General features: G+C 47.7%; 18 protein-coding genes. 4 read left to right on the forward strand and 14 right to left on the reverse strand.

What is annotated here, in order from left to right; genetic code table 11:
- Positions 1-153: 153 nt before the first annotated feature.
- The 10 genes from QZW82_RS20775 to QZW82_RS20820 all read right to left on the reverse strand — a co-directional run bounded on the left by QZW82_RS20775 (position 154) and on the right by QZW82_RS20820 (position 16,132).
- The gene (locus QZW82_RS20775; protein WP_293152120.1) at positions 154-7,551 is read right to left on the reverse strand and encodes a DUF4347 domain-containing protein; all 7,398 of its coding nucleotides are present in this window, start codon (positions 7,549-7,551) and stop codon (positions 154-156) included.
- Positions 7,552-8,338: 787 nt separating this feature from the next.
- A complete protein-coding gene (locus QZW82_RS20780) occupies positions 8,339-10,435 on the reverse strand; it encodes a prolyl oligopeptidase family serine peptidase (protein WP_293152238.1) in 2,097 nt (698 codons plus the stop codon).
- Positions 10,436-10,609: 174 nt separating this feature from the next.
- On the reverse strand, positions 10,610-11,203 hold the full coding sequence (gene recR / locus QZW82_RS20785; RefSeq protein WP_293152123.1) for a recombination mediator RecR: 594 nt from the start codon (positions 11,201-11,203) through the stop codon (positions 10,610-10,612).
- 257 nt (positions 11,204-11,460) lie between these two features.
- Positions 11,461-11,829 carry a translation initiation factor gene (locus tag QZW82_RS20790; protein ID WP_293152125.1) on the reverse strand — a complete coding sequence of 123 codons (369 nt, stop codon included), beginning with the start codon at positions 11,827-11,829 and terminating at the stop codon, positions 11,461-11,463.
- A 211-nt stretch (positions 11,830-12,040) separates the two neighbouring features.
- On the reverse strand, positions 12,041-12,844 hold the full coding sequence (locus tag QZW82_RS20795; protein WP_293152127.1) for a M48 family metallopeptidase: 804 nt from the start codon (positions 12,842-12,844) through the stop codon (positions 12,041-12,043).
- 89 nt (positions 12,845-12,933) lie between these two features.
- On the reverse strand, positions 12,934-13,629 hold the full coding sequence (locus tag QZW82_RS20800; RefSeq protein ID WP_293152129.1) for a TIGR00266 family protein: 696 nt from the start codon (positions 13,627-13,629) through the stop codon (positions 12,934-12,936).
- Positions 13,630-13,798: 169 nt separating this feature from the next.
- Complete coding sequence (locus QZW82_RS20805; protein ID WP_293152131.1) at positions 13,799-14,479, reverse strand: TIGR00266 family protein; 681 nt, start codon at positions 14,477-14,479, stop codon at positions 13,799-13,801.
- Positions 14,480-14,515: 36 nt separating this feature from the next.
- Complete coding sequence (locus tag QZW82_RS20810; protein WP_293152134.1) at positions 14,516-15,175, reverse strand: TIGR00266 family protein; 660 nt, start codon at positions 15,173-15,175, stop codon at positions 14,516-14,518.
- A gap of 202 nt (positions 15,176-15,377) precedes the next feature.
- Entirely contained in the window at positions 15,378-15,770 is a 393-nt protein-coding gene (locus tag QZW82_RS20815) for a nuclear transport factor 2 family protein (protein ID WP_293152137.1), read from the reverse strand.
- Positions 15,771-16,009: 239 nt separating this feature from the next.
- Positions 16,010-16,132, reverse strand: a complete 123-nt coding sequence (locus QZW82_RS20820; protein WP_293152139.1) for a hypothetical protein — start codon at positions 16,130-16,132, stop codon at positions 16,010-16,012.
- Between the two features lie 16 nt (positions 16,133-16,148).
- Between QZW82_RS20820 and trpB the strand changes: the two genes are divergently transcribed.
- From trpB to QZW82_RS20835, 3 genes are all read left to right on the forward strand, one after another.
- Positions 16,149-17,393, forward strand: coding sequence for a tryptophan synthase subunit beta (trpB, locus tag QZW82_RS20825; protein WP_293152142.1), 1,245 nt, complete (start codon positions 16,149-16,151; stop codon positions 17,391-17,393).
- A gap of 467 nt (positions 17,394-17,860) precedes the next feature.
- On the forward strand, positions 17,861-18,370 hold the full coding sequence (locus QZW82_RS20830) for a CAP domain-containing protein (protein ID WP_293152145.1): 510 nt from the start codon (positions 17,861-17,863) through the stop codon (positions 18,368-18,370).
- A 112-nt stretch (positions 18,371-18,482) separates the two neighbouring features.
- Positions 18,483-19,121 (forward strand): ribonuclease D, encoded by a 639-nt coding sequence (locus QZW82_RS20835; protein WP_293152241.1) that lies wholly within the window; start codon positions 18,483-18,485, stop codon positions 19,119-19,121.
- A gap of 253 nt (positions 19,122-19,374) precedes the next feature.
- On the opposite strand, the gene QZW82_RS20840 is transcribed toward QZW82_RS20835, so the two are convergent.
- The 4 genes from QZW82_RS20840 to QZW82_RS20855 form a co-directional block, all read right to left on the reverse strand.
- Entirely contained in the window at positions 19,375-20,460 is a 1,086-nt protein-coding gene (locus QZW82_RS20840; RefSeq protein ID WP_293152148.1) for a hypothetical protein, read from the reverse strand.
- 187 nt (positions 20,461-20,647) lie between these two features.
- Complete coding sequence (locus tag QZW82_RS20845) at positions 20,648-21,760, reverse strand: RNA-guided endonuclease TnpB family protein (RefSeq protein ID WP_293152151.1); 1,113 nt, start codon at positions 21,758-21,760, stop codon at positions 20,648-20,650.
- Between the two features lie 645 nt (positions 21,761-22,405).
- On the reverse strand, positions 22,406-22,591 hold the full coding sequence (locus QZW82_RS20850) for a hypothetical protein (RefSeq protein WP_293152154.1): 186 nt from the start codon (positions 22,589-22,591) through the stop codon (positions 22,406-22,408).
- 52 nt (positions 22,592-22,643) lie between these two features.
- A complete protein-coding gene (locus tag QZW82_RS20855) occupies positions 22,644-23,771 on the reverse strand; it encodes a HetZ-related protein 2 (RefSeq protein ID WP_293152157.1) in 1,128 nt (375 codons plus the stop codon).
- A 216-nt stretch (positions 23,772-23,987) separates the two neighbouring features.
- Between QZW82_RS20855 and glyS the strand changes: the two genes are divergently transcribed.
- Positions 23,988-26,156 (forward strand): glycine--tRNA ligase subunit beta, encoded by a 2,169-nt coding sequence (gene glyS / locus QZW82_RS20860; protein ID WP_293152160.1) that lies wholly within the window; start codon positions 23,988-23,990, stop codon positions 26,154-26,156.
- Positions 26,157-26,227 lie beyond the last annotated feature (71 nt).

Below are 26,227 nucleotides of genomic sequence, written 5' to 3' on the forward strand. Positions count from 1 at the left end.
CCCTCTGTGGTTCAAAACTCTTCTGTTGATGGAGTGGATTGTATTTCAATACGGTTTACTTAATGCTTTTGATGAATTTCATCTGACGATTTTCTGGCAATATAGCCATTTTGGGCAAGTCAGATTTTTAGTAAACCGTATTGAATTATAACCCTAAGAAGGCAAGATAATTGATGATAGGAAATCCGAGGAGCCGATCGCCCCATTAATCCCTACCAGATTCGCTAAAACCCGATCGCTTCCTGCAACTCGCAGCAACGTACCTTCGGGAGTGGTGCTCAATTGCAACTCCTGAAAACTCAGGCCAATCAAAATAAACTTATCGACACCGGCCTCAAAACCGATCGCAGTATCAGTACCACTGTCAGCACCCAAGACAAATCGATCGCTCCCAATGCCTCCGATTAAAGTATCGTCGCCCAAGCCACCAAACAGCCAGTCATCGCCAGCACCCCCATTGAGCAAGTCGTTATCCTTACCGCCAATTAGGGTATCGCTGCCAGCATCTCCATTCAGGGTATCTTCCCCTTCATTGCCGTAGAGCAAATCGTCGCCAGCGTCGCCATTGATGCAGTCTTGCTGGTCGTTTGCGCCCACCGATACAGCCCGGTTATCCGAGCGATCGCCATAAATGGTATCGTTGCCCTCGCCACCGCAGAGCTCATCGCCCCCGTCACCGCCGTAAATCTTGTCGTTGCCAAGATCTCCGTGAATGAGATCGTTATCTTTACCGCCGTAAATGCTGTCATCGCCTTCACCGCCACTGATAGTATCGTCAGCTTCATCGCCGAAGAGTACGTCAGCACCGATGTTGCCAAAAAGCAAGTCCCGGCCGTTGACATCTCGAGCTCGACTGCGAGCGCCACCGTATATCGTGTCATCGCCGCTGTCGCCGACAAGGGTATCGGAGCCTAATTCGCCCCAAATCAAGTCATTCTCTTTGCCGCCCCAAACGCAATCATTGCCTTTGCCTGCTTGCACGGTGTCATTGCCGTTACCGCCTCCGATGATGTCGTTGCCGCTGTCGCCAAAGATTAAATCTCCTTCGCTAGCACCGTTAACTGAGTTGGAACCGCCTTTGTCGCCTAGCAGAGTATCGTTGCCTGCACCGCCGTAGAGGGTATCAGAGCCTAATTGACCGTAGATCAGGTCATTGCCTTTACCTCCGTAAGCGCGATCGTTACCTTTGCCTGCAACCAGGGTATCGCTGGCTTCTTGGCCGCTGAGGAAGTCGTCGCCGTCGCTTCCATAGAGCAAGTCGCGTCCCTGGGAATCGAAGTCTGTGTTGCCGATGAAACCGCCAAACAAGGTGTCATTGCCGGTGCCGCCAATCAAGGTGTCATTGCCGATTTGACCCCCCATCAGGTCATTTTCTTTGCCTCCAAGGGCAAGATCGTTACCTTTACCGGCATAGATGGTATCGTCGCCTTCGTTGCCGTTAATGATGTCTGCGCCGTTACCTCCGAAGATCGAATCGCCATTGTCCGCAGCGCTGCTAGAGTTATCGCGGCCGTTATCTCCCAAAATCGTATCGCCGCCTTCATCTCCAAACAGGGTGTCAGAGCCTAAGTCGCCTGCAATCCAGTCGTTCTGCTTGCCCGCACGGATGATATCGTTGCCCTCGCCGCCGTAAGCAATATCCGTGTCAGTGTCTGCAAAAATCCTGTCATTGCCTTCATTGCCGTAAATTTCGTCGGCGCCGTCTTTGCCCAAAATCGTATCGTTGCCTCGCAAGCCGATGATTTTTTGGTTGCCTTTGTTGTCTGCGATCGAGTCATTGCCGTCTGTACCTTTGGTGGTTTGTCCCTCTCCCAGTTGCGAAGTTGGTCGGACAAATCGAACTCCGGGTGCTGGTGGCGGCGGTGCAAAGTTAATTCCTGGTTTGTCTGCGATGGGTTCGCACAGACAGTCGGTATCTGGTTCGGCGATCGGATTTGATATTGGGGTTGGTGTTGGCACCACCGGCCCCAAGATTGCAGCCACAGTAGCGGTAGCGGGACTGATACCGCCGCGATCGTCTGTAGCGCTGTAGCTGAAAGTGGCTCCCGTAAAACTTCCTGTGGTTTGGAAAAATAATTGCTCAATTTGTGCCGGAGTTAGAACTTGGCCGGGTGTGACGCGAACGCCGCCGTTGGCTGGATCTCCTAAAAATAGAACTCCTTGGTTGGCTGGGGGCAGGGTGTTAATGGTGTAAGAGGCGATCGACCCGTCGGGGTCGCTGCCTCCCAATCCCGGAACCTGGGCGCTGCGGCCCGGAGCAATGCTGAAGTTAGCATTGTTCACCAATGGCGGTAAGTTGGTCGTCGGGCGAATCGCAGCAACAGTAGCGGTGCCGGGACTAATCAGGCCGCGGTTGTCGGTGGCGCTGTAGGTGAAATTGGCTCCCGTAAAGTCGCCCGTCGTTTGGAAAAATAGTTGCTGAATCTGTTCGGGAGTGAGAATTTCACCGGGTGCGATCGCTATGCCACCGTTAGCAGGATCTCCTAAAAACAGTGTTCCTTGGTTGGCCGGTGGCAAAGTGTTGATTGTGAAAGAGGCGATCGTCCCGTCGGGGTCAATTCCTCCCAATCCTGGAACCCGCACGCTGTTGTTGGGCGGAATGTTGAAGTTGACATTTATGCCAACTGGAGGTTGGTTGAGAACAATTGGCGCCGGAGTCGGAGTTGGAGTTGGAGTCGGTGCCGGAGCTGGAGCTATGGCAGCAACTGTAGCATTAGCGGGACTGGTAGCACCGCGATCGTCCGTAGCGCTGTAGTTGAAATTCGCTCCTGTAAAGTTGGCAGTCGTTTGCAAAAATATTTGCTGAAGCTGTGCGGGAGTCAGAACTTGGCCGGGTGTGACGCGAATGCCACCGTTTGCCGGATCTCCTAAAAATAGAACTGCTTGGTTGGCCGGTGGCAAAGTGTCGATCGTGTAAGAGGCGATCGTCCCGTCGGGGTCGGTTCCGCCCAATCCCGTGACTAACCTGCTACTGTTGGGCGGGGTGCTGAAGTTGACATTTGTGGCAACTGGCGGTTGGTTCGGCACCGGAACCAAAGCGGTAACTGTAGCATTGGCGGGACTGGTGGCGCCTTGATTGTCGGTGGCGCTGTAGGTAAAATTGGCTCCCGTAAAGCTGCCCGTCGTTTGGAAAAATATTTGTTGAATCTGTGCCGGAGTCAGAACTTGACCGGGTGTGAGTCGAACGCCTCCGTTGGCCGGATCTCCTAAAAATACCTGTCCTTGGTCTGCTGGTGGCAGGCTGTTGATAGTGAAAGAGACGATCGTCCCGTCGGGGTCAGTTCCTCCCAATCCCGGAACTCGCGGGCTGGTGTTGGGGGGAACAGTGAAGTTGACATTTGTGGCAACTGGTGGCTGGTTGGGAGGGGGCACTGGTGCAGGAGTCGGTGTTGGCACTGGTGCAGGAGTTGGTGTTGGCACTGGTGCAGGAGTTGGTGTTGGCACTGGTGCAGGAGTCGGTGTTGGCACTGGTGCAGGAGTTGGTGTTGGCACTGGTGCAGGAGTCGGTGTTGGCAACGGCAGGGGGATAGCCGCTACAGTTGCGGTAGCAGCATTGGTGGCACCGCCATTGTCAGTGGCGGTATAGCTGAAGTTGGTTCCCGTAAAACTTCCTGTGGCTTGGAAAAATAGTTGCTGAATCTGTGCCGGAGTCAGAACTTGGCCTGGTGTCACCGCTACGCCTCCGCTGGCGGGATTGCCTAAAAATAGCTGCCCTTGAGAGACAGGTGGCACGGTGTTAATCGTAAAAGAGGCGATCGTCCCGTCGGAGTCCGTGCCTCCCAATCCGGTCAATAAAGCGGTGCTGCTGGGCTGCTGGCTGCTGTTGACAGGATTGGCAACCGGAGGTTTGTTGACCGGTGCGGGTGTTGGCGATGGTACTGGAATGGCGGCGGCAACGCTAGCGCTGGCGGGGGTGGTAGCGCCTTGATTGTCGGTGGCGCTGTAGCTGAAGTTGGCTGCGGTAAAAGTGCCTGTAGATTGGAAAAATAATTGATTGATTTGAGCGGGCGTGAGAATTTGACCTGCGGTGACGGCAATTCCCCCAGAGGCGGGATTGCCTAAAAATAGCACCCCTTGAGCGACTGTCGGCAGGGTGTTGATTGTGTAGGAGGCGATCGTTCCGTCGGGGTCGGTTGCTCCGAGTCCGACAATGTTGGCTGTGCTGTTCGGAGGTAGGCTGATGTTGGCGTTGTTGGCTACAGGAGGTTTGTTGGGTGTCGGCAGTACCGCAGAGACGGTAGCGGTGCCGGGACTCGTGAGGCCGAGATTGTCGGTAGCGCTGTAGGTGAAGTTCGCTCCGGCAAAGGAGTTGGTCGCTTGGAAAAATAATTGATTGATTTGAGTGGGTGTGAGAGTTTGACCCGCTGTGACGGCAATTCCCCCAGACGCGGGATTGCCCAGAAACAGGGTTCCTTGGGCTGCTGGCGGTAGGGTGTTGATGGTGAAGGAGGCGATCGTCCCGTCGGGATCTGTGCCTCCCAATCCGGTCAGTAAAACGGTGCTGCTGGGTGCGATCGCGCTGTTGGCGTTATTGGCTACCGGAGGTTGGTTCGCGGGAACGATCGCAGTTGTCACTTGAGCGTTCGCAGCGGTACCGTTGTTGTTGTCACTGTTGGGGTCGGCGGTGGCGGCAGTGCTTCTGGCAGTGTTGACAACGCTACCGCTGGCAGGAGCAACAACGCTGACAGTGCGGGTGATGGCGTTGGCTGCCCCGCTTGCCAAACTTGCGATCGCCGGGAAAGTGACAACACCTGTGGCAGGGTTGTAACTGCCACCGTTGGAAGCTGTCACTCCCGTTAACCCCAGAGGCAGAGTATCGGTGATGACGACGTTGGTGGCGCTGGAAGGGCCGGCGTTTTGGGCGGTGATGGTATAAGTGGCAGTGGCTCCCGGGGCGATCGATGCCGGGCCTGCTTTGGTGGTAACTACGTCGGCGCTGGCAGTGATGGTGGTGGTGACTTGCGCGTTTGCAGCCGTGCCGTTGTTGTTGGCAGTATTGGGATCGGGGGTGTCGGAGGTGCTTCTGGCGGTGTTGGCGACTGTGCCGCCCGCGGGCGCTGGAAAGCTGACAGTGCGGGTGACGGCGTTGGCTGCCCCGCTTGCCAAACTTGCGATCGCCGTCCAGGTGACAATACCTGTGGCAGGGTTGTAAGTGCCACCGTTGGAGGCTGTCACTCCGGTTAAGCCCACAGGCAGGGTATCGGTGATGGAAACGTTGGCGGCAGACGAAGGGCCGGCATTTTGGGCGGTGATGGTATAAGTGGCAGTGGCTCCGGGCGTGACAGATGCCGGGCCAGTTTTGGTGGTAACTACGTCGGCGCTGCTTGTTATCGTGGTGCTGACTTGAGCGATCGCAGCCGTGCCGTTGTTGTTGGCACTATTGGGATCGGGAGTTTCGGCTGTACTCCTGGCAATGTCGATGACAGTGCCGGTATTTGGGGTACTGAAGCTGACTGTGCGGCTGACGGCGTTAGCGGCACCGATGCCCAAAGTTGCGATCGCCGGGAAAGTGACAACACCTGTGGCAGGATTGTAACTGCCTCCGTCGGAGGCTGTCACTCCGGTTAAACCTGCCGGCAAAGCATCTGTTACCGTGACGTTGGTAGCGCTGCTCGGCCCGCTGTTTTGTGAGGTAATTGTATAGGTGACTGTCGATCCAGCCACGGCTGTTGTCGGGCCTGTTTTTGAGGTGATGATGTCGGCTGTAGCCGCTACGATCGCAGTTGTAGCTTTAGATACTGCCCCTTCACCGCTGTTGTTAATCAGGTTGGGATCGAAAGTGCTGCTGCTGCTAAATGCCAGGTTAGTTACCGATCCGATTGTGGCAGGTGCAGTCACGGTAATACTGCGGGTAACGCTGGCACCGTTAGCCAGAGTCGAAATCACTGGCCAACTGACACTCCGCGTTGTCGGGTTAAAAATCCCACCATTATCGGCGCTGCTGAAAGTTAAGCCCGGAGGCAGGGGATCTTGAATCAGGACGTTGGTAGCGCTGCTCGGCCCGTTATTGGTGGAAGTAATGGTGTAAGTAATACTGCTGTTGGGTAGGGCAAATGCGGGGCCAGTTTTAACCGTGGCAATGTCGGCGGAGATTGTAGGTTCTGTCACAGTCTCAACGCTGAGATTGCGAATTTCGTGAATGTTTGTCGCCGATCCTGTCGAACTAGCAAAACCAAATTTGAAAGTCGGCGGAATTGTGCCATTTATAGCAGCCAAATTTGGGATGTCGATCGCACTTTCGCCCGGGCCGTTAAATAAGTTGTCGCCGTTTAAGTCGATGTTAACGAAAAAACGGCTGGGTATTGTGGGAGTAGACGGTTGTAAAGTAATTTGAACTCTTTTTCTGGCAAGAGTGCGATCGGTAACGGTAGGATTATCTATGCCGCCGGGAATTACATTGTTAGTTAAAAACTTATATTCTCCGGTTTGGCTGCCTCTAATTCCTACCGCATCAGGTATCGATCCCGGGCCACCTAAACGCCCTTCACTCGGATCTGAAAAATTGCCATATTCGTCAAATCCAACACCTAAATAACCTCCGACAATCCCCGGTATACCAGAACTGTTGTTGGGAGCATAACCGAGAGAACCGCCGAATCCACCTGCTTGAGTTGGTGTAGCAGCCCCGTCAATTAAGAAGAAACTAATGCCGTCGGCACCGGTGCCGTCATAGGCAAATAAATCAAAGGCAACTCTGATGCCGTCAGTCGAAGAAATTGGGTTGTTGTAGATGACAAAAGCTGCTTGGTTGTTCGCATTCGATGTTAATCTTAAAGCGCCACTGCCCGGAGGATCGCCCAGCCCTAAACTGGGAATGATGCCGGGGCCGCTACCTGCGGTTAATCCCGGTTCCAGTGCACCGCCGCTAGTTCCGTAGATCCAAGGCCCTAATGCTGTGGGATTTTGAAAGCTTTCGGTAACTAATGTTCCGAGGACATGATTGTAGGTTTTTAAGACTTCTGGTTTAAAGGCTAGTTCGGCATCGATTTGTCCTGTGGTAATTTCTAATTCCCAGTCGCCGCCTAGTGCCGCACTCCCAGTTAAGTTGTTAGAAGCAGCAATATTTGCTCCAGTTAATTCGCTGAGTTTTTGTATGAATTTAATGCCCGATTCGCCGACAGCTACGTTACATCCATAAAGTAAAATGCTACCGGGTTTGTTAAGGGCTTTTCCCCACTGCTGCAATTGACTGCTGTAGGTTTCTAGGTTATCAATATTCAGTTCTGTCCGACCGATTTCTACTGCTGCTTCTCGGCCGTGAGAAACTACGTGCAGGCTGTTGATGCTGTGGTAATGCCCCAAAAATTCGGTGATTTGTGCGATCGCATCTCTGGTTGGATCGAGCACCAATACTTCGCTTCCGGGTTTGACTCCACGGATCAATTCCTCGTAGTTTTCTACTCGGGAGTCAACAACGACTAGATATGTTTTCGATTCTAGATACGCTGTAGAGTTTGCTGGCTTAAAAAATAAGTTGTTGGTAGTGGTAATATTAGTAGATTTGCGTATTTTTACGGCTGACACATTCGACGTATTGGGGCTCGTTTTCATAGTTCGCTGATTTAGTTACTTAGTTTTAAGCTACCCCCTTTGAGAACATTCGATATACACGGAAATATAAATTTACTGTAAATTATATTTACGAAATAAATTAAACACTTACGTGTTTTGTTGAAGTTAAGATGTGAGGGAAGGATTGGATAGAGAATGCTGTATCACCTTCGCGCATTGGCCTAGGTAATAAATCACTACACCCTTAGATATGCAAGCATTATCTGGTTTTGATTGCGCCAGTCAAGTATTTTTTTTTTGAAAATAAGTTATCCCAGAACCTTGAGATTGCGATCGGCACTTACTTACGTATTGCTGACAAAAAGGCAGTGATTCCGGTAACGGGATGCTTCTCAGTACAGTTGGGAGTGTAATTTTTTCTGAAATTTTGACCGTAAATCCACTGAAAAAAACGTTTCCGAGAATTAGAAAATTTTTTGATTGTAGCTTGGATTTACTACTTGTGGGAGTTGACATTGCCACGAACTTTACTTAATAGGGTTTCATCTCTAAAAAGCTCAGAACCAAGGCTAAACCATACAAAAAGTTACAGAATGTCAGGCAAATTAAGACAAGTGGGAGTTGACAAGTTACACTAATTTATGCTGTAGCGATCGATCTCCGCAGCCACAGGCCATGAAACGATCGCACGATTTCCACATTGAACACCAGGTTAGCAGCAAAAGATGTGTCAGATCATACCATCAGGTAAGTGGTGTTCACCAGCAGTTGAAGAGAGGAGTGCGGGTGCGCGCCTAGGGAATAGGCGCACCCAATCCCGCGCTGGTTAAACGTTAATATCTAGTTCGCGCACCAAAAAAGCCCATTCATCTGCCAATTCTTCAATGACTTTAGCGGTAGGTTTGCCACCCCCATGTCCCGCTTTTGTTTCGATGCGAATTAACACCGGTTTTTCGCCTGCGTGCGTTGCTTGCAAAGCCGAAGCAAACTTGAAACTGTGGGCTGGAACCACTCTATCGTCATGATCCGCAGTTGTAATCATTGTCGCCGGATAAGCAGTTCCCGCTTTCAGATTGTGCAGCGGAGAATAGGCGTGAATCGCCCGAAATTCTGCGGAATTTTCCGACGAACCATATTCAGGAACCCAAGCATGACCAATGGTAAATTTGTGGAAGCGCAACATATCTAGGACGCCGACGGCGGGCAATGCTGCACCGAACAATTCTGGCCGCTGAGTCATGCAAGCCCCCACCAATAAGCCGCCGTTGCTACCACCTGCGATCGCCAATTTAGCAGGTTTGGTATACTTATTCTCGATCAACCATTCCGCAGCGCTGATAAAGTCATCAAACACATTTTGTTTGTTCAACTTTGTCCCAGCTTGGTGCCACGATTCGCCGTACTCGCCACCACCCCGCAAACAAGCTGTCACATAAACTCCGCCCATCTCCAACCAAACCAGCCTGCTAAGAGAAAAACTTGGAGTCAGCGAGATAGAAAAACCACCATAACCATACAGATAAGTGGGGTTATTGCCATCTAGCTGCAAGCCTTTTTTGTGCGTGACAAACATCGGTACTTGCGTACCGTCTTTGCTGGGATAAAATATTTGTTTTGTCTCGTAATCCTCTGGATTAAAATCAACCTTTGGCTGCCGATAAACGCTACTTTCATCCGTCAGCATATTGTAACGGTAGATTGTGTTCGGAGTCGTGAAGCTGGTGTAAGCATAAAAGGTTTCGGTGTCGTGCCGCTTGCCGCCAAAACCTCCTGCAGAACCAATTCCCGGCAAGGCTACTTCTCGCGCAAAAGAGCCATCTAAGTTGAAGATTTTAATCTGAGTGTAGGCGTCTTTCAGGTAAGAAGCGACAAATTGATTGTTGAGAAGGCCAATGCCTCCGAGGGTTTCGGCTGCTTCGGGGATGATTTCGGTGAATTTCCCTTGACTGTCATCGGCAGCGAGGGATGAGGGAGGAGGGTTGTTAGTGTCGATCGCAATTACGCGGCCCAGCGGTGCATTCAAGTCGGTTTGAAACCAGAACAATGAGCCTTCATTATCAATGAAACTGTACTCAGCCTCGAATTTGTTAATGAGTTCGACAATGCTTGATTCCGGCGCGGTTAAATCCTTGTAAAAAATCAGGTTTTGCGGGTCAGTGCCGAGCCAGACTGATATAATCAAATACTTGCCGTCTTCCGTAACACCACCGCTAAATCCCCATTCTTTTTGGTCAGGGCGATCGCAAATTAATACATCTTCAGATTGCGGAGTGCCGAGCTTGTGATAGAATAGCTTTTGGTAATAGTTAACATCTTCGAGTTTGGTTTTTTCGTTGGGTTCATCGTAGCGGCTGTAAAAAAAACCTTTACCGTCGTGAGTCCAGGCTGCACCTGAGAATTTCAGCCATTTTAAATTGTCTGATAAATCTTCCCCAGTTTCCACATCGCGAACTTTCCATTCCTGCCAATCCGAGCCAGAAATTGACAAACCGTAGGCCATAAGTTGGCCGTCTTCGCTGAGAGCTATGCCGCCGAGAGCAACGGTTCCGTCTTCTGAGAGAGTGTTCGGGTCAATTAATACTTTTGGTTCGCCGTCGAGAGATGTTAAAGTGTAGAGTACGGATTGATTTTGCAGACCGTCATTCTTGTAGTAAAAATAGCGATCGCCCTGTTTAAAAGGTATGCCGTATTTCTCGTAATCCCACAGTTTAGTCAGGCGCTGTTTGATTTTTTCCCGCGCCGGAATTTGGCTGAGGTAGCCGAAAGTGACTGCGTTTTGAGCTTCCACCCAGGCTTGAGTTTCCTCTGAATCCGGGTCTTCCAGCCACCTGTAGGGGTCGGATACTTGGACGCCGTGGTAATCGTCTGTTTGCTCGGCTTTGCGGGTTGTGGGGTAGCTTAAAGGGCGATCGAATTGAGTCATATTTTTCACTCTCAGTAACTTTATTCAGTTTAACCTTTTTTACAAAATTGTCATTGCGAACCTCAATAAAGCAATCGCACTTTCTTCTCTCCCATCTTCCTACCCTTCGGGAACGGCTTCGCCGAACGTGTTCTTAGCGTCTTCGCGGTTCATTTCTCTTCTCTTTCAATTAACCTAATCCAATTCCCTCCTTCCTTCCAAAGCGCGAGCCAAAGTTACCTCATCCGCATATTCCAAATCTCCCCCCATCGGTAAACCAAAAGCTATTCGCGTAACCTTAGTAAAAGGTTTCAATAAATGACCGATATAAAGAGTAGTAGTTTCCCCTTCCACGCTAGGACTAATCGCAATAATAACTTCACTAATCTTTTGCTGGCTGACGCGGCGGACTAATGGCTGAATGTTCAATTGTTCCGGGCCAATTCCATCCATCGGCGAGATCACGCCGCCGACAACATGATATTTGCCGATGTATTCCCGCGTTTTTTCTAAGGCGATTACATCGCGGGATTCTGACACAACACAAATAGTAGAACTGTCCCGGTTAGTGTTGCGGCAAATTTCGCAAACAGGTTCAGCGGATAAGTGAAAGCATACTTTGCAGAAACCGACTTGTTTTTTGGCATCAATCAATGATTGAGCTAGGGCTTGCACGTCTTCTTCCGGTCGTTTTAAAATGTGCAAAGCCAGCCGCTGTGCCGTTTTTGGCCCGACTCCGGGTAAGCGCTGCAATTGTTCGATCAAACGGGCTAAGGGTCTAGTATACATAAATTAGTTGACAGTTGACAGTTGACAGTTGACAGTTTAAAGAAGGAAGAAGTTGTTTGTAGTGCGGACTTCAGTCCGTTCTTCCACAATCCTAAATCAAAAGGATAGAACTTATGTACGAGAGGCCTAGAAACCGGTTTTTTTTTGCGAAAATACTGGTTCCCACCTGCCGATTCAGCAAAAAAACCCGGTTTCTTTGATATGCGCGCGATCGACCCTGAGTAACTCAATTTTTGACTGCGAACTTAGAATTGAGATTAACCTCCGCTAATTTTAGCTTTATAACCCAATTTTGTCAGGAGTTCGAGGAGCTTTTGCTTGTGTTCGCCTTGAATTTCAATGTCATTATCCTTAACTGTACCGCCCGTGCCGCATTGGGCTTTTAGCTGCTTCGCTAAATTTGCTAAGGTTTCGGGTTTTTCTTGAAATCCGCTGATGACTGTAACTGTTTTGCCACCGCGTCCTTTTCGGGATGCTTCTACTTTCAAAGTTTGTTGATTTGACGGAACTTCCGGGGTTCCTCGTTCGAGAGCAGCCGAGTTTTCGTAGTTGCCAAACTCAGAGTAAACTACTCGTTTGCCGTCAGTTGTTTTGTTGTCAGAATTTTTGCGTTTGGATGCTGCCATATGTTATAATGCCTGAACTTTTTTACGGGTATTTCTAGTTTTAGGGAATTGGTTTCAACAGTTGACAGTTAACCGTTCGAGAGCGACCTCTAGCTAGAAGGAAGATGAATGGAGTAATGAATAGCCCGATCGTAATTTGTCCGTCAAAGGCGGGCGGGCTTTCAACCAATTCTTTCTGGTAAGGTTGCGATCGCTCGTTGAGACTCTGATATTATGGATTGCTTTTGAGTGTTGCGGGTACTGGCGATCGCTCTTGAATCGGATAGCGGCGTTGGGCGATCGTTTGTGTTAGGGTTAAACTGCGATCGCCCGGTGCCGGATGAGTTGATAACAAAGCAAGATCTAAACGAGATTGTCGCCCTAATCGCTGGAAAAAGTCTGCTGCACCTGCCGCGTGCCCGTAATGGGAAACCAAGAGTTGTAAGCCAAATTCATCGGCTTGGGCTTCCTGACTGCGCGAAAATTGGGCTTTGCTTAAATTGGAAGCGATCGCAGTAGCAAGATTTACCAACCCACCTCCATCGCCTACGAACACCGCTACCACAAATTGTAACGCCAATCCCCGTCCAATTCCCCGCAAATGATCGCGATTGGCGAAATGACCCAACTCATGACCTAAGATCATCATCAACTCGTTTTCCGATTCCAATTGCTTGATTAAACCCCGATAAACAACAATTGTGTCTCCAGGTAAGGCTAGCGCGTTGACAGTATCATCGGGAATGTAAATTAGGCGATAATTGCGATCGATGGTATTTTTTTGTTTAGGTAATTTAGTTTCCAGGCGATCGAGAAGTTGATTCAGGGTATCTTGTGCTGGAGAAGATTCCGCAAGACGTTCGTAAGCCGGGATAACCAACGCCCCCAAACGCTGTTCGAGTTCGGGAGGAATTAATAAAATCAGTCCATCTACCAGTTTGAGACTTCCCCAAAGCAATAAACATCCTAAAGCTAAAAAGATTCCTAATAAGGTTAGCAGTTGCCTGTTGCTTGTGGGTGGATTGCGATCGGTCATAATGTTTTTTAATTATTCTATAGTATAGCAATCTTAAATGATTCAGATAAATTTGTAGGGGTAGTGCCCCCGTGCCTACCCCCTATCAACTAATTGTTCTTTGTCGGTCGGAAGGGATTTAAGAAATTAATCAAAGGAAACAGATTGCGAGACTGTATCCACAGTTTCCCCTGTCCACTGAAACGACAAACTAAGCCTTCTCCACCTAAAATTCCCGTTCTCAAATTTTTCCAGGATAGTCCGCCCAGGACTTCAACATCATACTTCAGCGTATCCTCAAAAGCAACGATATAACCGGTGTCCACGATATAACTTCCATTGACTGGAATTTCCAGAATTGCGCCATAGGAATTAAACCAGATATCACCTTGTCCAGTTGCTTTCAGAAAAAACAATGATTCGCCACTAAAGAAACCTTTTAATCCCTGAAACTTAGTATCAAGATCTACAGTAGGACTCGATGCCACAAAAGCCGAAGATTGCAGCATCAAACTATTGCCATCGAGGTGATAATGTTGAATATCGCCGGGAACTCCAGGCGAAACGTAAAGTATTCCAGAACGTTCCGGTGAAGTAAATTCGCTGATAAACAAAGACTCACCTGCTAACATTCGCGTGAGGCCTTTCATTAAACCTCCTTTGACCTTTGATTTCAGGGTAATGTGACTATCCATTGCTGCCATTCCCGAAGATTCTACCAACACCGTTTGGTTGGCAGGAATCTTGAGTTTTAGTTGGGCATAGGATGGAGAATGTTCGATTGTATATGAGATGTTTTTAGGCATATAAAGTTGATATTTGGTAGTTGGTAGTTGGCAGTTGATAGTTTGGTAGGGTGCATCGCTGCGATATCTTAGATAAAAATTGCAGATTATAGATAGCGACGCACCTTAATCGTCAAATCTTCTTCCCTTCTCCTCTCTAATATCATAGGCAATCTAGATACAACACAGCTTACCTGGGAGGTAAACGAGTGCCGACGGCTTGACCGAATGCTGTGGTATTGTGGGTTTGACAGAACAGACGACCGTTACCTTTGAATCGACAAACTAAACCTTCTCCACCGAGAAATGCACTCACCCAACTACTTCCTGGGGGCTTAGTAATTTCAAACTTTAAACTTTTCTCAAAGGCGACAATATGACCTGTATCAACAATGTATTCTCCTTTGACTGGAACTTCGTAAATTGCGCCAAAGGAACTCAATAACACGTCTCCTTGACCCCCCATATCTAGCCAGAAGATACTTTCTCCAGAAAACATCGATTTGAAGCCTTGAAAACCCAAGTCAATATTAACATCTGGTGTGCTAGCCAAATAAGAACCTGCTTGTACTACTAAGCCACTTTTCCCCATTTGATAGTGCAGCATATCGCCCAACATTTTGGGTGCTAAAAACAATGTATTTTCGGGTGTTGGCGATCGAAAAACACTTAAAAATAGCGACTCTCCGGCAATCATTCGTTTGAGTCCGCCGAGAATACCGCCACCTTTGCCCTGGCGCAATGTCGTACTTGCTTGTACATTGCCACTCATTGCCACCATTGCACCTGCCTCGGCAACGATTTCTTCACCTGCATTTAGAGTGACACGGGCGATTGTGCTGTCGGGTTGTTGTAAAAGTTCAATTTTCATATTTGGTAGTAGGTAATGGATATATTCGCTCGCAACTCAAACTTTAGTTGATAAAAACTGCACTAAACCTTCGATACTTCTCGATTGCAAGTAAATCGTTCCCTTGCCAGTGACTTTATTTACAAACCCTTCCCCGGATGTAATCGAACCTAATAATCCACCTGCCATTTTTATCGACATTTTCATTCCCGATTCGTAAGCTACTAAATGCCCTGTATCGACAATGAAGTCTCCATTGATTTGCTTGCTAGTCAAACCACCATAGGCACCAAAAAATACTGTTCCCTGTCCGCTTGCTTGCAATTTAAATAAGCCTTCTCCCGAAAACCAACTGGCAAATCCAGCCCAGCGCACACCTAATTTGATATCGGGGGTACTGGCAATATAAGCACCGGGTTGAAAGCACAGGCTATTTTCGTAGACTTGAGCTTCGGCAATATCTCCAATTGTCGATTGAGAAAGAACGACTTGGAGAGACTGCCGTGTTGGATTGATAAATCGATTGACGAACAGCGATTCACCACCAAAAAACTTTTTCAATACACCTGACAAAAAACCTCCATTAAATTCTGTTTTCATCGTGAGTGCTGCATCCATTGCTATCATCGCTCCTGATTCAGCAATAATGCTTTCTCCAGGTTCGAGAGTCAGAAAGATTGTGGCAAAAGAAGGTTTATAACGAATGTCGATATCCACGATTTTGGTTTCCTGTTGTGTAACAATAACTAAAGGAAGTGAGAATTGTAGGTCTACGCTTTTAGTTTACTACGATTGAATGAGCCAACTGTTGCGTTCTTCAATAAATTTAACATATTGCATAAGGGGGCGGGTTTATGTAGATTGTTTCTTGGCATTAAATATTATTTGTAAAACCCGCCCCCGCCCAAGGACATCATTGCTAGTTGGAACTTTTTGTCTTTTGAATCATCTCCTCTATTGTTTCGGTTTCGCCAATTTCATAAAGACAAATCAGACCATCCTCAATGGTAAAAATTTGATGAATTGTTGCATCCGCAAGCACATTGCCTTGCAAATCTTTAATAATTTGATGAACGGTGACAATGTTCCGATTGTTTTCGTCAGTCTCAAATTTTAACGTTTCAAGCTCCGGTTGAATATCCTTAAATTGATTTGTCCAATATTCGCGCACCGCATCGCGTCCATAAACGAAACCGCCTTCCACTCCGTTCGCCCATTTCACGTCTGGGCGCATCAACGAGATGATTGTTTCAATTTCGCGTTTGTTAAAAGCATCGTATAAATTTTGCAGAAACTGCTGATTTGAATTCATAATTGTTCACCATTACGAAGTTTCCATTCAATTAGTTTCCCCAACGAGCGGGAACAGGTCAACCTACCAAAAGTAAAGGTCGGGAGATCCTAGTTTCCATTCAATTAGTTTCCCCAGCGAGTGGGGATCCCTCGATTATAAACCCCATACAGCGCAACGTGTCCAGAGGCCATTTGCGAGGACTCCCAAAAATCTCTGTACAAACAACCTCTCATCTACAGAAAAAATCCCTGAAACCCTTACAGGGCAATATCTCGAAGGCTCCGACGAACTTCCGCCATCCTAGCGATTTTTGGCAGCCATCGCAAAATTACCCGATCGCCCGTAGCCCCATCTACTGGATATAATAAAATCTGTCCCATTATCCCCACAAAGTCCGTGACAGTCACTCCCCTGCGTCTCACCACCGAAACCACCGAAACCGCCCAACGCCCCGACTCCCTCGGCAGATTTGGCAAATTCGGCGGCAAATATGTCCCCGAAACCCTGATGCCGGCTTTATTTGAACTCGAAGCTGCTTTTCACAAATACCGCAGCGAGCCCGAGTTTCAACAGCAACTTCAAGGATTACTTAAGGATTATGTCGGCCGCCCCAGCCCTTTGTATTTTGCCGAACGCCTCACGGAGCATTATGCTAAACCAGACGGCACTGGCGCGCAAATTTACCTCAAACGCGAAGATTTAAACCACACTGGTGCTCACAAAATCAATAATGCTTTGGCTCAAGCATTGCTCGCAAAACGCATGGGTAAAAAGCGCGTAATTGCTGAAACTGGAGCCGGACAACATGGTGTTGCTACGGCCACAGTTTGCGCTCGCTTCGGCATACAATGCGTTGTCTACATGGGCGTTCATGACATGGAAAGACAAGCTTTAAATGTATTCAGAATGCGCTTGATGGGAGCGGAAGTTCGCGGTGTTTCTGCTGGTACTGGAACGCTGAAAGATGCAACTTCAGAAGCGATTCGCGATTGGGTAACAAATGTCGAAACAACTCATTACATTCTTGGTTCGGTTGCAGGGCCGCATCCTTACCCGATGATCGTGCGGGATTTCCATGCGATTATCGGTCAAGAAACTCGCAGTCAGTGTCTAGAAAAATGGAACGGTTTGCCGGATATTTTATTAGCTTGCGTCGGCGGTGGTTCTAATGCTATGGGTCTTTTCCATGAGTTTGTTGGGGAAGAAACTGTGCGGTTGATAGGTGTTGAAGCGGCGGGAGAAGGTGTGGATACTGATAAACACGCTGCTACTTTGACGAAGGGAACTGTGGGTGTTCTGCACGGAGCGATGAGTTATTTGTTGCAAGATAATGAGGGTCAAGTGATTGAGCCGCATTCGATTAGTGCGGGTTTGGATTATCCTGGTGTGGGGCCGGAACACAGTTATTTGAAGGATGCTGGTAGGGCTGAATATTATAGTGTAACTGACCAGCAAGCTTTGGATGCTTTTCAGCGTCTTTCGCAGTTGGAGGGGATTATTCCGGCTTTGGAAACTGCTCACGCGATCGCCTATTTGGAGACTCTGTGCCCGCAGCTAACCGGCAGTCCGCGCATTGTCCTCAACTGTTCTGGACGGGGTGACAAAGATGTGAACACTGTAGCGAAGGTTCTGAATATCTAGTTTACCGGAATTTCGGGCGATCGCACTGTAGGAATCTTTTGACAGTTGACAGTTGACAGTTGACAGTTGACAGCTACCTCTACTTAGAAGGAATAGGATTGGAGTAATGAATAGTCTGATTTTAATTTTTCCCTCAAAAGGAGAGGCTTTCAACCAATTCTTTCTGGTAACAATTCAATACGGTTCAGTTAATACTAATTTTTTATGAGGCCCCGTAGAATTCGATCCCCCCAGCCCCCTTTCCAACGGGGAGCAAGAATTCTTTCGTCCCCCTTGGAAAGGGGGATGCGAGGGGGATCGGGATATGTGCAACGACCCATTAAATTGGTATAAGAATGTAATTGCTCAGTACCTCACCTAATTGAGAGGCATCCCAGTCTTCGTGATTGCTTTCTTGAAGCCCAATGAAAGCAGGTCTAATTGAATCGTATTGGGTAACAATTAACTTTATTTGTCGCTAATAGTTCATGTCCAGAGCTTTGGTTTTGATGTCCTTAGGATTGTTGACAATCCTGCCTAATTGTGCCGAGTCCATTCCTGCGCGATCGCTCCCAGAAACTTCCATGAATACTAATATTGCTGCCACGAGTTCAATTGCTGAGTTAGAAAAAGCTGTTAACCAACAGATCAATCAATATCGAGCCTCGAAAAAGTTGCCGCCGCTAACTGTCGATCCGCGAATTAGTCAGATAGCCAGAATTCACAGCGAAAATATGGCGAGTGGGAAAGTTAAATTTAGCCACGATGGATTTGAAGGGCGGGCGAAAGCAATTACTGTTCCCTATCAAAGTGTAGCTGAAAATGTTGCTTACAATTTTGGCTACAGCGACCCGGTTCGCAATGCTGTTGAGGGTTGGATTAAAAGTGAGGGCCACCGCAAGAATATCGAGAGTCAATTTAATTTAACTGGTATTGCGATTGCCAAAAATGCCAAAGGGGAGTATTATTTTACTCAGCTTTTTGTTCGCAGTCGATAGTTGGTTATTTGTTATTGGTTATTTGTTATTGGTTATTTGTACCAATGCCCAATGCCCAATGCCCAATGCCCAATCCCTCCGCTACGCTCCGCCCAATTACCAATTCTCAATGATGGAATTTCCAGATTTTCAAGTGTGCGATCGCGATATCTCCGATGCTCTGCTATCTTATTATTTGACGGCGGAGGCGATCGCCGTTGATACTGAAACAATGGGTTTGATGCCCTGGCGCGATCGCCTGTGTTTAGTACAGTTGTGCGATCCGCAAGGTAAAGTGGCGGCGGTGCGGATTGCTAAAGGCCAGACGGCGGCGCCAAATTTGAAAAAGCTCATGGAAGCTGAAAATATTGAGAAGGTATTTCACTTTGCGCGCTTCGATCTGGCAACAATGCGTTACAATTTAAGTATTGACATTGCACCTGTTTTCTGCACAAAAATAGCTAGCAAGTTAGCCAGAACTTATACTAACAGACACGGACTTAAAGAGTTAATCCAAGAGTTGGAAAAAGTAGAACTCAATAAAACTTCTCAAAGTTCGGATTGGGGAAATTCTGAGCATCTTTCTGATGACCAATTGAGCTACGCTGCTAACGATGTCCGATATTTGCTGGGCGCTAAACAAAAGTTGACTGCTATGTTGCAGCGAGAGGAACGCTGGGAAGTTGCACAGCAATGTTTTGGGTGTTTGCCAGTTTTTGTAACTTTGGATTTGTTGCAGTACGATAAGATTTTCGAGCACGGTTCATCTTAGGTGCGATCGCACAACTGCACTCACATAGGTTGGTAGTGAGGACTTTAGTCCTTCTTCAGATTTGGATCGGGAAGGACTAAAGTCCTCACTACGAACCTAATTATTATGATTATAGGTTGGTAGTGAGGACTTTAGTCCTTCTTCAGTTCGATGAGGAAGGACTAAAGTCCTCACTACGAACCTAATTATTGTTATTTATTTGATCGGGCTAGATTTGAGTTAAAGAAATTTCTAAACTTACAACTATTTCTAATTAGAAATCCTCAGGATTCTGTTCTTGCATCAAAGCTTCAAGTTGGTCGTCAACATTTCTGACAACTTGTTCCAAGGCGGGTAAACCTTCCAAAGGTAAAGGAGAAAGCCGAGTACGATCGCGAATTTGATTCACTTTCCGCTGCAATTCTTTGGCCAGTTGCAGCGCATCTCGACTCAGAGTAGACAATTGCTGCTGCTGGTAAAACCTCAACGCTGCTCCCCGCAAGACTTGCAATGTGGCTTCTTCCTTGCCGCCCACGGGCATTACTCGCAAGCGCAACAGCAAATGAGTTTTTCCATAGATGCGTTCTACTTCGACTTGTTTGGGATGTTCCACCGGGGAAACAGGCATATCTGTCAGCCGTTTCAACTCGTCGATGACTTCTTGAAACAGGAAGGGAGAGAGACCTTCGAGGATCGATTTCAAAACGCCGTCTTGACTCCAAAGAATCCTACCTTGGGACTGGTGTCTCTCAAAAAACAGCCTACCGATACCGTCTACGAGCACTCTACCGAGCAATTCTTGCAGCAGTTGGGGCGCGGGTAAAGTTGCCAAAACTTCGACGGGGCTTGACAAGTGCACGGCCTCGACATCCAAAACCGAAAGTTCTGTCGGCGTCAGCAAAACCTGAGCATCGGGAGGTTTCAACCCCTCGGGAACCCGAATGGAGGGTTGGGGTACAGACAGCAGGGTGTCTGCTTCGGAGCTTGATGTTGTTGGTGCGGGATTTATTGGTGTTGGGGCTGGTATCGGTGTTGGGGCTGGTGTGGTTTCTGTCAGGCTGGGTTCTCTGACTTGGTTCCCGTGGAGCAAGTAAGCTGAGAGCATCGAACGCTGAGTTTCCGGGGCAATTTGCTCCGTTGTCACCGAGCAATTCATGTATGCTAAAATCCGCTGCACGTAGTCCAAAGCGGAGTCATCTTGCACATCGACTACGCCCAATTTAAATAGATTGCCTTCTAGAGATAAAGGCAAAACTTGATAGTAAAGGCAAGCTTCAAAGGGAACAACTGTATCGATTAGTTGAAATATTCGATCGGAGTCCATTGTAGTCGCCGAGTCTGTTGAAGATGTATGTACCATTAGCTTCTCTGTAGTCGGAAGCGCGATCGATCGCGCCACGCCAACCTTATTTATACAATTAAACCGCTCGATAGAACCTACACAAATCTAGACAAGCTAAATTGAAGTCTACTTCCTGCGTCAACGAGGGCATGGGAGCGGTTAACTCTCGGCAGGCTTCAAGGCGCAAGCTGCACCCCGTATACTTTTAAGCCAGTATAAAAGCTTGATGTTCTAGATTTAGTGCTGCATTCAGATCGCGATCGATGCTGGTGCTGCACCCCAAGCAGTTAAAAACACGTTTTTTGAGCGGCATTTCTTGAATATGTCCACAGCAAGAGCAAGTTTTAGAGCTGGGATAAAACCGATTTACAGTAATTAATTTACTGCCATACAACTCACATTTATAAGTGAGCTGACGGCGAAATTCATACATACCTAAATCGGAGATTGACTTAGCCAGTTTGTGATTAGCCATCAGCCCCGATACATTCAAGTCCTCAATCACTACTTGTCCGTGGTTTTTAGCCAAGTGAGTTGTTAATTTATTGAGAGTATCTTTGCGAATGTTAGCAACTTTTGCGTGTTGTTTAGCCAGTCTCTGGTTAGCTTTTTGCCGATTATTTGAGCCAATTACCTTGCGACTAGCTGCTTTTTGGAGTCGTTTGAGGCGGCGTTCTGCTGTGCGGTAAGGTTGAGGATTGGCGAAAGTTTCACCACTGCTTAAAGTGGCTAGGGTTTTGATGCCTAAATCGACTCCCACAACCGCTCTTTGTTTATCAGTTGGTTGGATATCTATTTCATAGCTGAAGGATACAAACCAGCGCTGGGCATTTCGACTAATTATTGCTGTCTTGGGAGTTAATCCAATTGGTAGTTCTTCATAGGTTTTCAGTAGTCCTATTTTGGGTAGTTGAATCTTTCGACGGTCAATCTTAATTGTCCCTTCTAATGTGAAGCTATCTTGTTGACCTTTTCGCTTAAATCTGGGAAATCCGACTGGCTTACCTCTGATTGTTTTCTTTTTGAAGAAATCCGTAAAGGCTGCTGATAGATACTTCAGCGCATATTGGGGGCTGGTTTTGGATACTTCATAGTACCAATTATGCTCGGATTTTACCCATTTGACTAATAATTTATGTAGGTCGATCGCACTGGGGAATTTAAGCTTTGCTTCGGGATGCTCGACATTGTAGCCGAGTATAATTTTACATAAGTTTAAGCCCCAGTTCCAAGCATGACGAGCGACTCCGGCGTGTTTTGCCAGTTGAGTTCTTTGATAGTTATTCAGCTTTAGTTCGGTTTTAAAACTAATTCTCATAACTGATAGGCTACTTGAGCAATGGTACAAGTCGATTTAATCAAAGACATCTTCGGGCGGTGCTATCGTTCTAACCGTTACGCCTCGCCGGCGTTGCTACTTTTTGGGTTCCAAACTAGACATGGAGCTATTATATCAAATGTTTTGTCGAGTAATATACAGTATTGTCTAGTTATTCAGATGCAGTTATTAAACCCTGCAACTTCCCTGACGGAGGTATTCGTATGAAAACCGGAAGATTTGATGAAAGAAAAATCTTGAGTCTCAGAATTTTCTCTGTGCTGTATTCCAGTCTCAAATTATACAGAAGGATTGACAGCTAGATGATGGCGGGCGCACTATCGACGAAATATAATAGATCGCCCCAGATTGATTCCCGTGGCTGGCAAAGATAAAATTGTGTCTGAATGCCCAAGTTTGAGAGATACACCACAACCGATGATTGACAGGTAACTGCTGAATTGAGGATTGGTTCAAAAATCCTGATTCATTCGATCGTCCTACTAATATCTTACTCCACAAAGTTCGCGGTGAGCATCCCCGATCGCGATCGTCAGTCAATTTTAGATTTTAGATTTTAGATTGACTCCTTTAGATGAATCTGGGATGTGGATCTTTGGTCTCAAATTTGGGGATCAGCACGATTTAAGTACGTGGGACGGTATCCGTTTTTGGGTGGATCGCGGTAGCAGTTGCGATATCCCGATCGATATTACCTGATTCGATCGCGATCGAACGATCGATCGCGGTTTCCACGGAGAAACTCGCAGCACCAGCGTGGCTGTTGGGGAATTGATTTGTAGCGCGAATTCGGAAAATTCCTACCGCCAATTAACAATTAGCAATTCCCTCCGCTACGCTTCGCCCGCCACTCATTACCAATCTAGTCGTTTCGGAGGGATTGAGCTACTAAATAGAGTTTGCTCCACTCGCCGATGACTTGATTGGTTTTTAACTTTAATTCAGAGGCGATCGTCTCTACACTTTTCCCTGCTTTTAGCGATTCTATCAACTGCCGCTGCACCGGCGTGAGATCTTGTAAATATTGCTGCCACTGGGCGGGAGTCAAGCCCAAACTGTGTTCTTGGAGCGAAATTTCCAGCCAGTTAGCGACTAATTCTGGTGCTTGTTTGACTGCAAACACCCGAATCGCGTGGTAACTGACTTTTTCTCGCAAGCGGTAAATTTGTTTGACCGGCACCTTCAAATCCTCAGCAATTGCCTCTTGGGAACGGCCTTGCAGGTAAAGCCGCAGCCATCGCGAAGCCAGCGGATCGACTTCAGCGGTCAAGTAATTCTCAAATTCTTGTTGGACAATCTGCCGCTGAGTTTGCCGTTCTTCCCAAGCTTGATGTTCTCGATAATCCGACATCGCCTGTTCGTCTAGCAGGCTGAGCGGTTCGTCTGTATCGTCAGGTAGAACCTGTTCCGACACCAGTCGCACCCAATCTCCCGCCGGGACTTGCGTCAACCCGCCCCGCTGGGAACGCCGCAGGTAGTTGACGAAGCGGTACACCAGCAGCGGCTGGTTGCGAATCGGCCGCAAGCAGTATTCTTCTGTGCTCGCTAGCAGCAAAGCATTTCGCAAGCGTTTATCTGTTGTGCATTCGGCAATCCAGGCGACTTGCTGCTGGAGGTAGCGATCGGAATTCAGCATTTCCTGAATCACTTCTTGCAGAACCTCTACCGCACTGCGCTGTCTGTCGCGACTCAACGAAACCCACGCTTGGATTTTTTGTCGGAGCACCACCAAACCGCCCAGGCGTCCGATCAAGTTGCGGTAAGCTCTTTCTGGCGCTACTCCGAGATACCGCTGCTGCAAAATTCGATATAAAAAGTCGATCGCCCCAGAAGCAACAGCGAGTTGAGTCGGATTGAGAGAGTCAAATCTTTCTGGCTTGTCTCCCAACAGCCAGCGGACAACACTCTCGCGAGTGCTAGAACTCTCCTGCGGACAATCTTGTTCCAGTCGCGCCTTCCAATCTTGTGCCAGTCTTTCCGCCAAAGTCATGAGGTGTTGAGCTATTGTCTTTCACCCCGATTTTACGTGGTATGCTGGTCATTTGACTCTTTTTTGAATCTAATTAGAGTTCCACACCAGTAAAATCATTCTGTAATGTTATCGCGATCGCCATTCCAGGCTTTTTTTGATTGCCGATCGCTAATTTTTGTAATGATTGAACGGGCAAATGAATTGCCTATTGACAAAACTACCTAACTATGTTATATGCCTAACTTTTTATTAGAACTCGGTACCGAAGAATTGCCCGCATCTTTTGTTGCAGGTAGCGTCCAACAGTGGCAGGAACTCGTACCTGCAACTCTGGCAGAACAATCTTTGACAAATAACTCAATTAATGTATACGCAACTCCGAGACGTTTGGCCGTTCTTGTTAAAGGACTGCCACTCAAGCAATTAGACAGAGAAGAAGAGGTAAAAGGGCCGCCCGCAAGTTCGGCTTTTAAAGATGGCAAACCTACGAAAGCAGCCGAAGGTTTTGCGAAAAAACAAGGCGTAGAAATCGATGCTTTGGAAGTTCGCGCTACCGATAAAGGCGATTTTGTGTTTGTTCTCAAACAGATTCCGGGGCGGATGACGGCGGATATTTTGGTCGAACTTGTGCCGCAGTGGATTAACAAGTTAGAAGGCAAAAGATTTATGCGGTGGGCTGACGGAGATTTGAAGTTTCCGCGCCCGATTCGATCGATCGTAGCGTTGTTAGATGATACTGTACTCCCAATTACCTTAGTGAGCGGCTCGGATACCGTCGAGAGCGATCGCATTTCCCAAGGACATCGGGTGTTGTACACCCTGCCTGCACCGGGGACGGGAGGGGTTTCGATTCCTCAAGCCGAGGATTATGTCGAGTGTCTGCGGGCTGCTGGCGTGGAAGTCGATCGACAACAGCGCAAAATCCAAATTAAAGCACAAGTAGAAGCCGCCGCCACCAAACAAGGCGGTTACGCCGACATTACCGAAGATTTGTTAGAAGAAGTCACCGACTTAGTAGAATGGCCCAACGCCGTAGTCGGCAAATTTGACGACGGTTTTTTGATGTTACCGCCGGAAGTAATCACCACAATTATCGTCAGCAACCAGCGCTATTTTCCAATTCTCAAAAGCCCAGAATTCCCCGAACTCCTCCCCTATTTCATTACAATTTCCAACGGATCTCCGGCAAAATCGGCGATAATTGCCGCAGGTAACGAGCGAGTCGTGCGGGCGAGATTGGCAGACGGTCAGTTTTTCTACAAAGCAGACTTGGTAAAGCCTCTAGAAGATTATTTGCCAAAGTTGGAGACGGTCACTTTCCAGGAAGATTTGGGGACAGTGCGCGCAAAGGTCGATCGACTGTGCAAGATTGCCAACCTCATCACCAAGCAACTGCAAATCACAGCAGCAGAACAAGCTTACATAGAAAGAGCAGCATTGCTTTGCAAAGCCGACCTTGTTACCCAAATGGTTTACGAATTTCCCGAAATGCAAGGAATTATGGGGCAGAAATACGCCTTAGCCTGCGGCGAACCGGAAGCCGTAGCCACAGCAATTTTTGAGCATTATTTGCCCAAAGGTGCGGGCGATAATTTGCCGCAAACTCTCACAGGTCAAGTTGTCGCAATCGCCGATAAATTAGATACATTAGTCAGCATCTTCGGCTTGGGAATGCTGCCGAGTGGTTCCTCCGATCCCTTCGCCCTGCGCCGCGCAGCCAATGCAATAACTAACATTATTTGGGCGGCTCAGTTACCAATCAATTTGCACCAACTACTTGCAGAAGTTGTCGCAGAATTTACCGCGGTGCGCCCCCAAACATCGGCGGAGTTGCTATCGCAATTATACGAGTTTTTCCTGCAAAGAATTCGCACCTTGTTGCAAGAAGAAAATAACGTAGATTACGATTTAGTGAATGCTGTTTTGGGAGAAAACGACCCAGAATATACTGAACGAGCATTGAGAGATTTGTTGGACGCGCTGGAAAGAGCAATTTTCCTGCAACAAATCCGCAATGACAAGACTTTGGATCTGATTTACGAAACAGTCAACCGTTCCACTCGTTTGGCGGCTCAAGGTGATTTGGATAAGGTAGAATTGGAACCGAAAACGGCAGTGAAACCCGAGTTATTTCAAAAGTCTTCCGAACAAGCTTTTTACGATGCTGTGGTGCAATTAGTGCCGCAAACCCTGCTATCGAAGCAAACTCGGAATTACCAACAGTTGGTAGATAGTTTGACTGAGATTGCTCCGGCTGTGAGCAGCTTTTTTGACGGCCCGGAAAGCGTTTTAGTGATGGATTCCGACCCTGAAATTAAGCGCAATCGCTTGAATTTACTGGGTTTGTTGCGGAATCACGCGCGGGTGTTGGCAGACTTTGGGGCGATCGTCAATCGATTTTAGACGAGGTACGTAGTTGCGCTTCAGCGCTCTTTCATACATAAAGGTACGTTGTTGCGCTTCAGCGCTCTTTC

Origin of the sequence: Microcoleus sp. bin48.metabat.b7b8b9.023 (assembly GCF_013299185.1) — a bacterium.
Taxonomy (GTDB): domain Bacteria; phylum Cyanobacteriota; class Cyanobacteriia; order Cyanobacteriales; family Microcoleaceae; genus Microcoleus.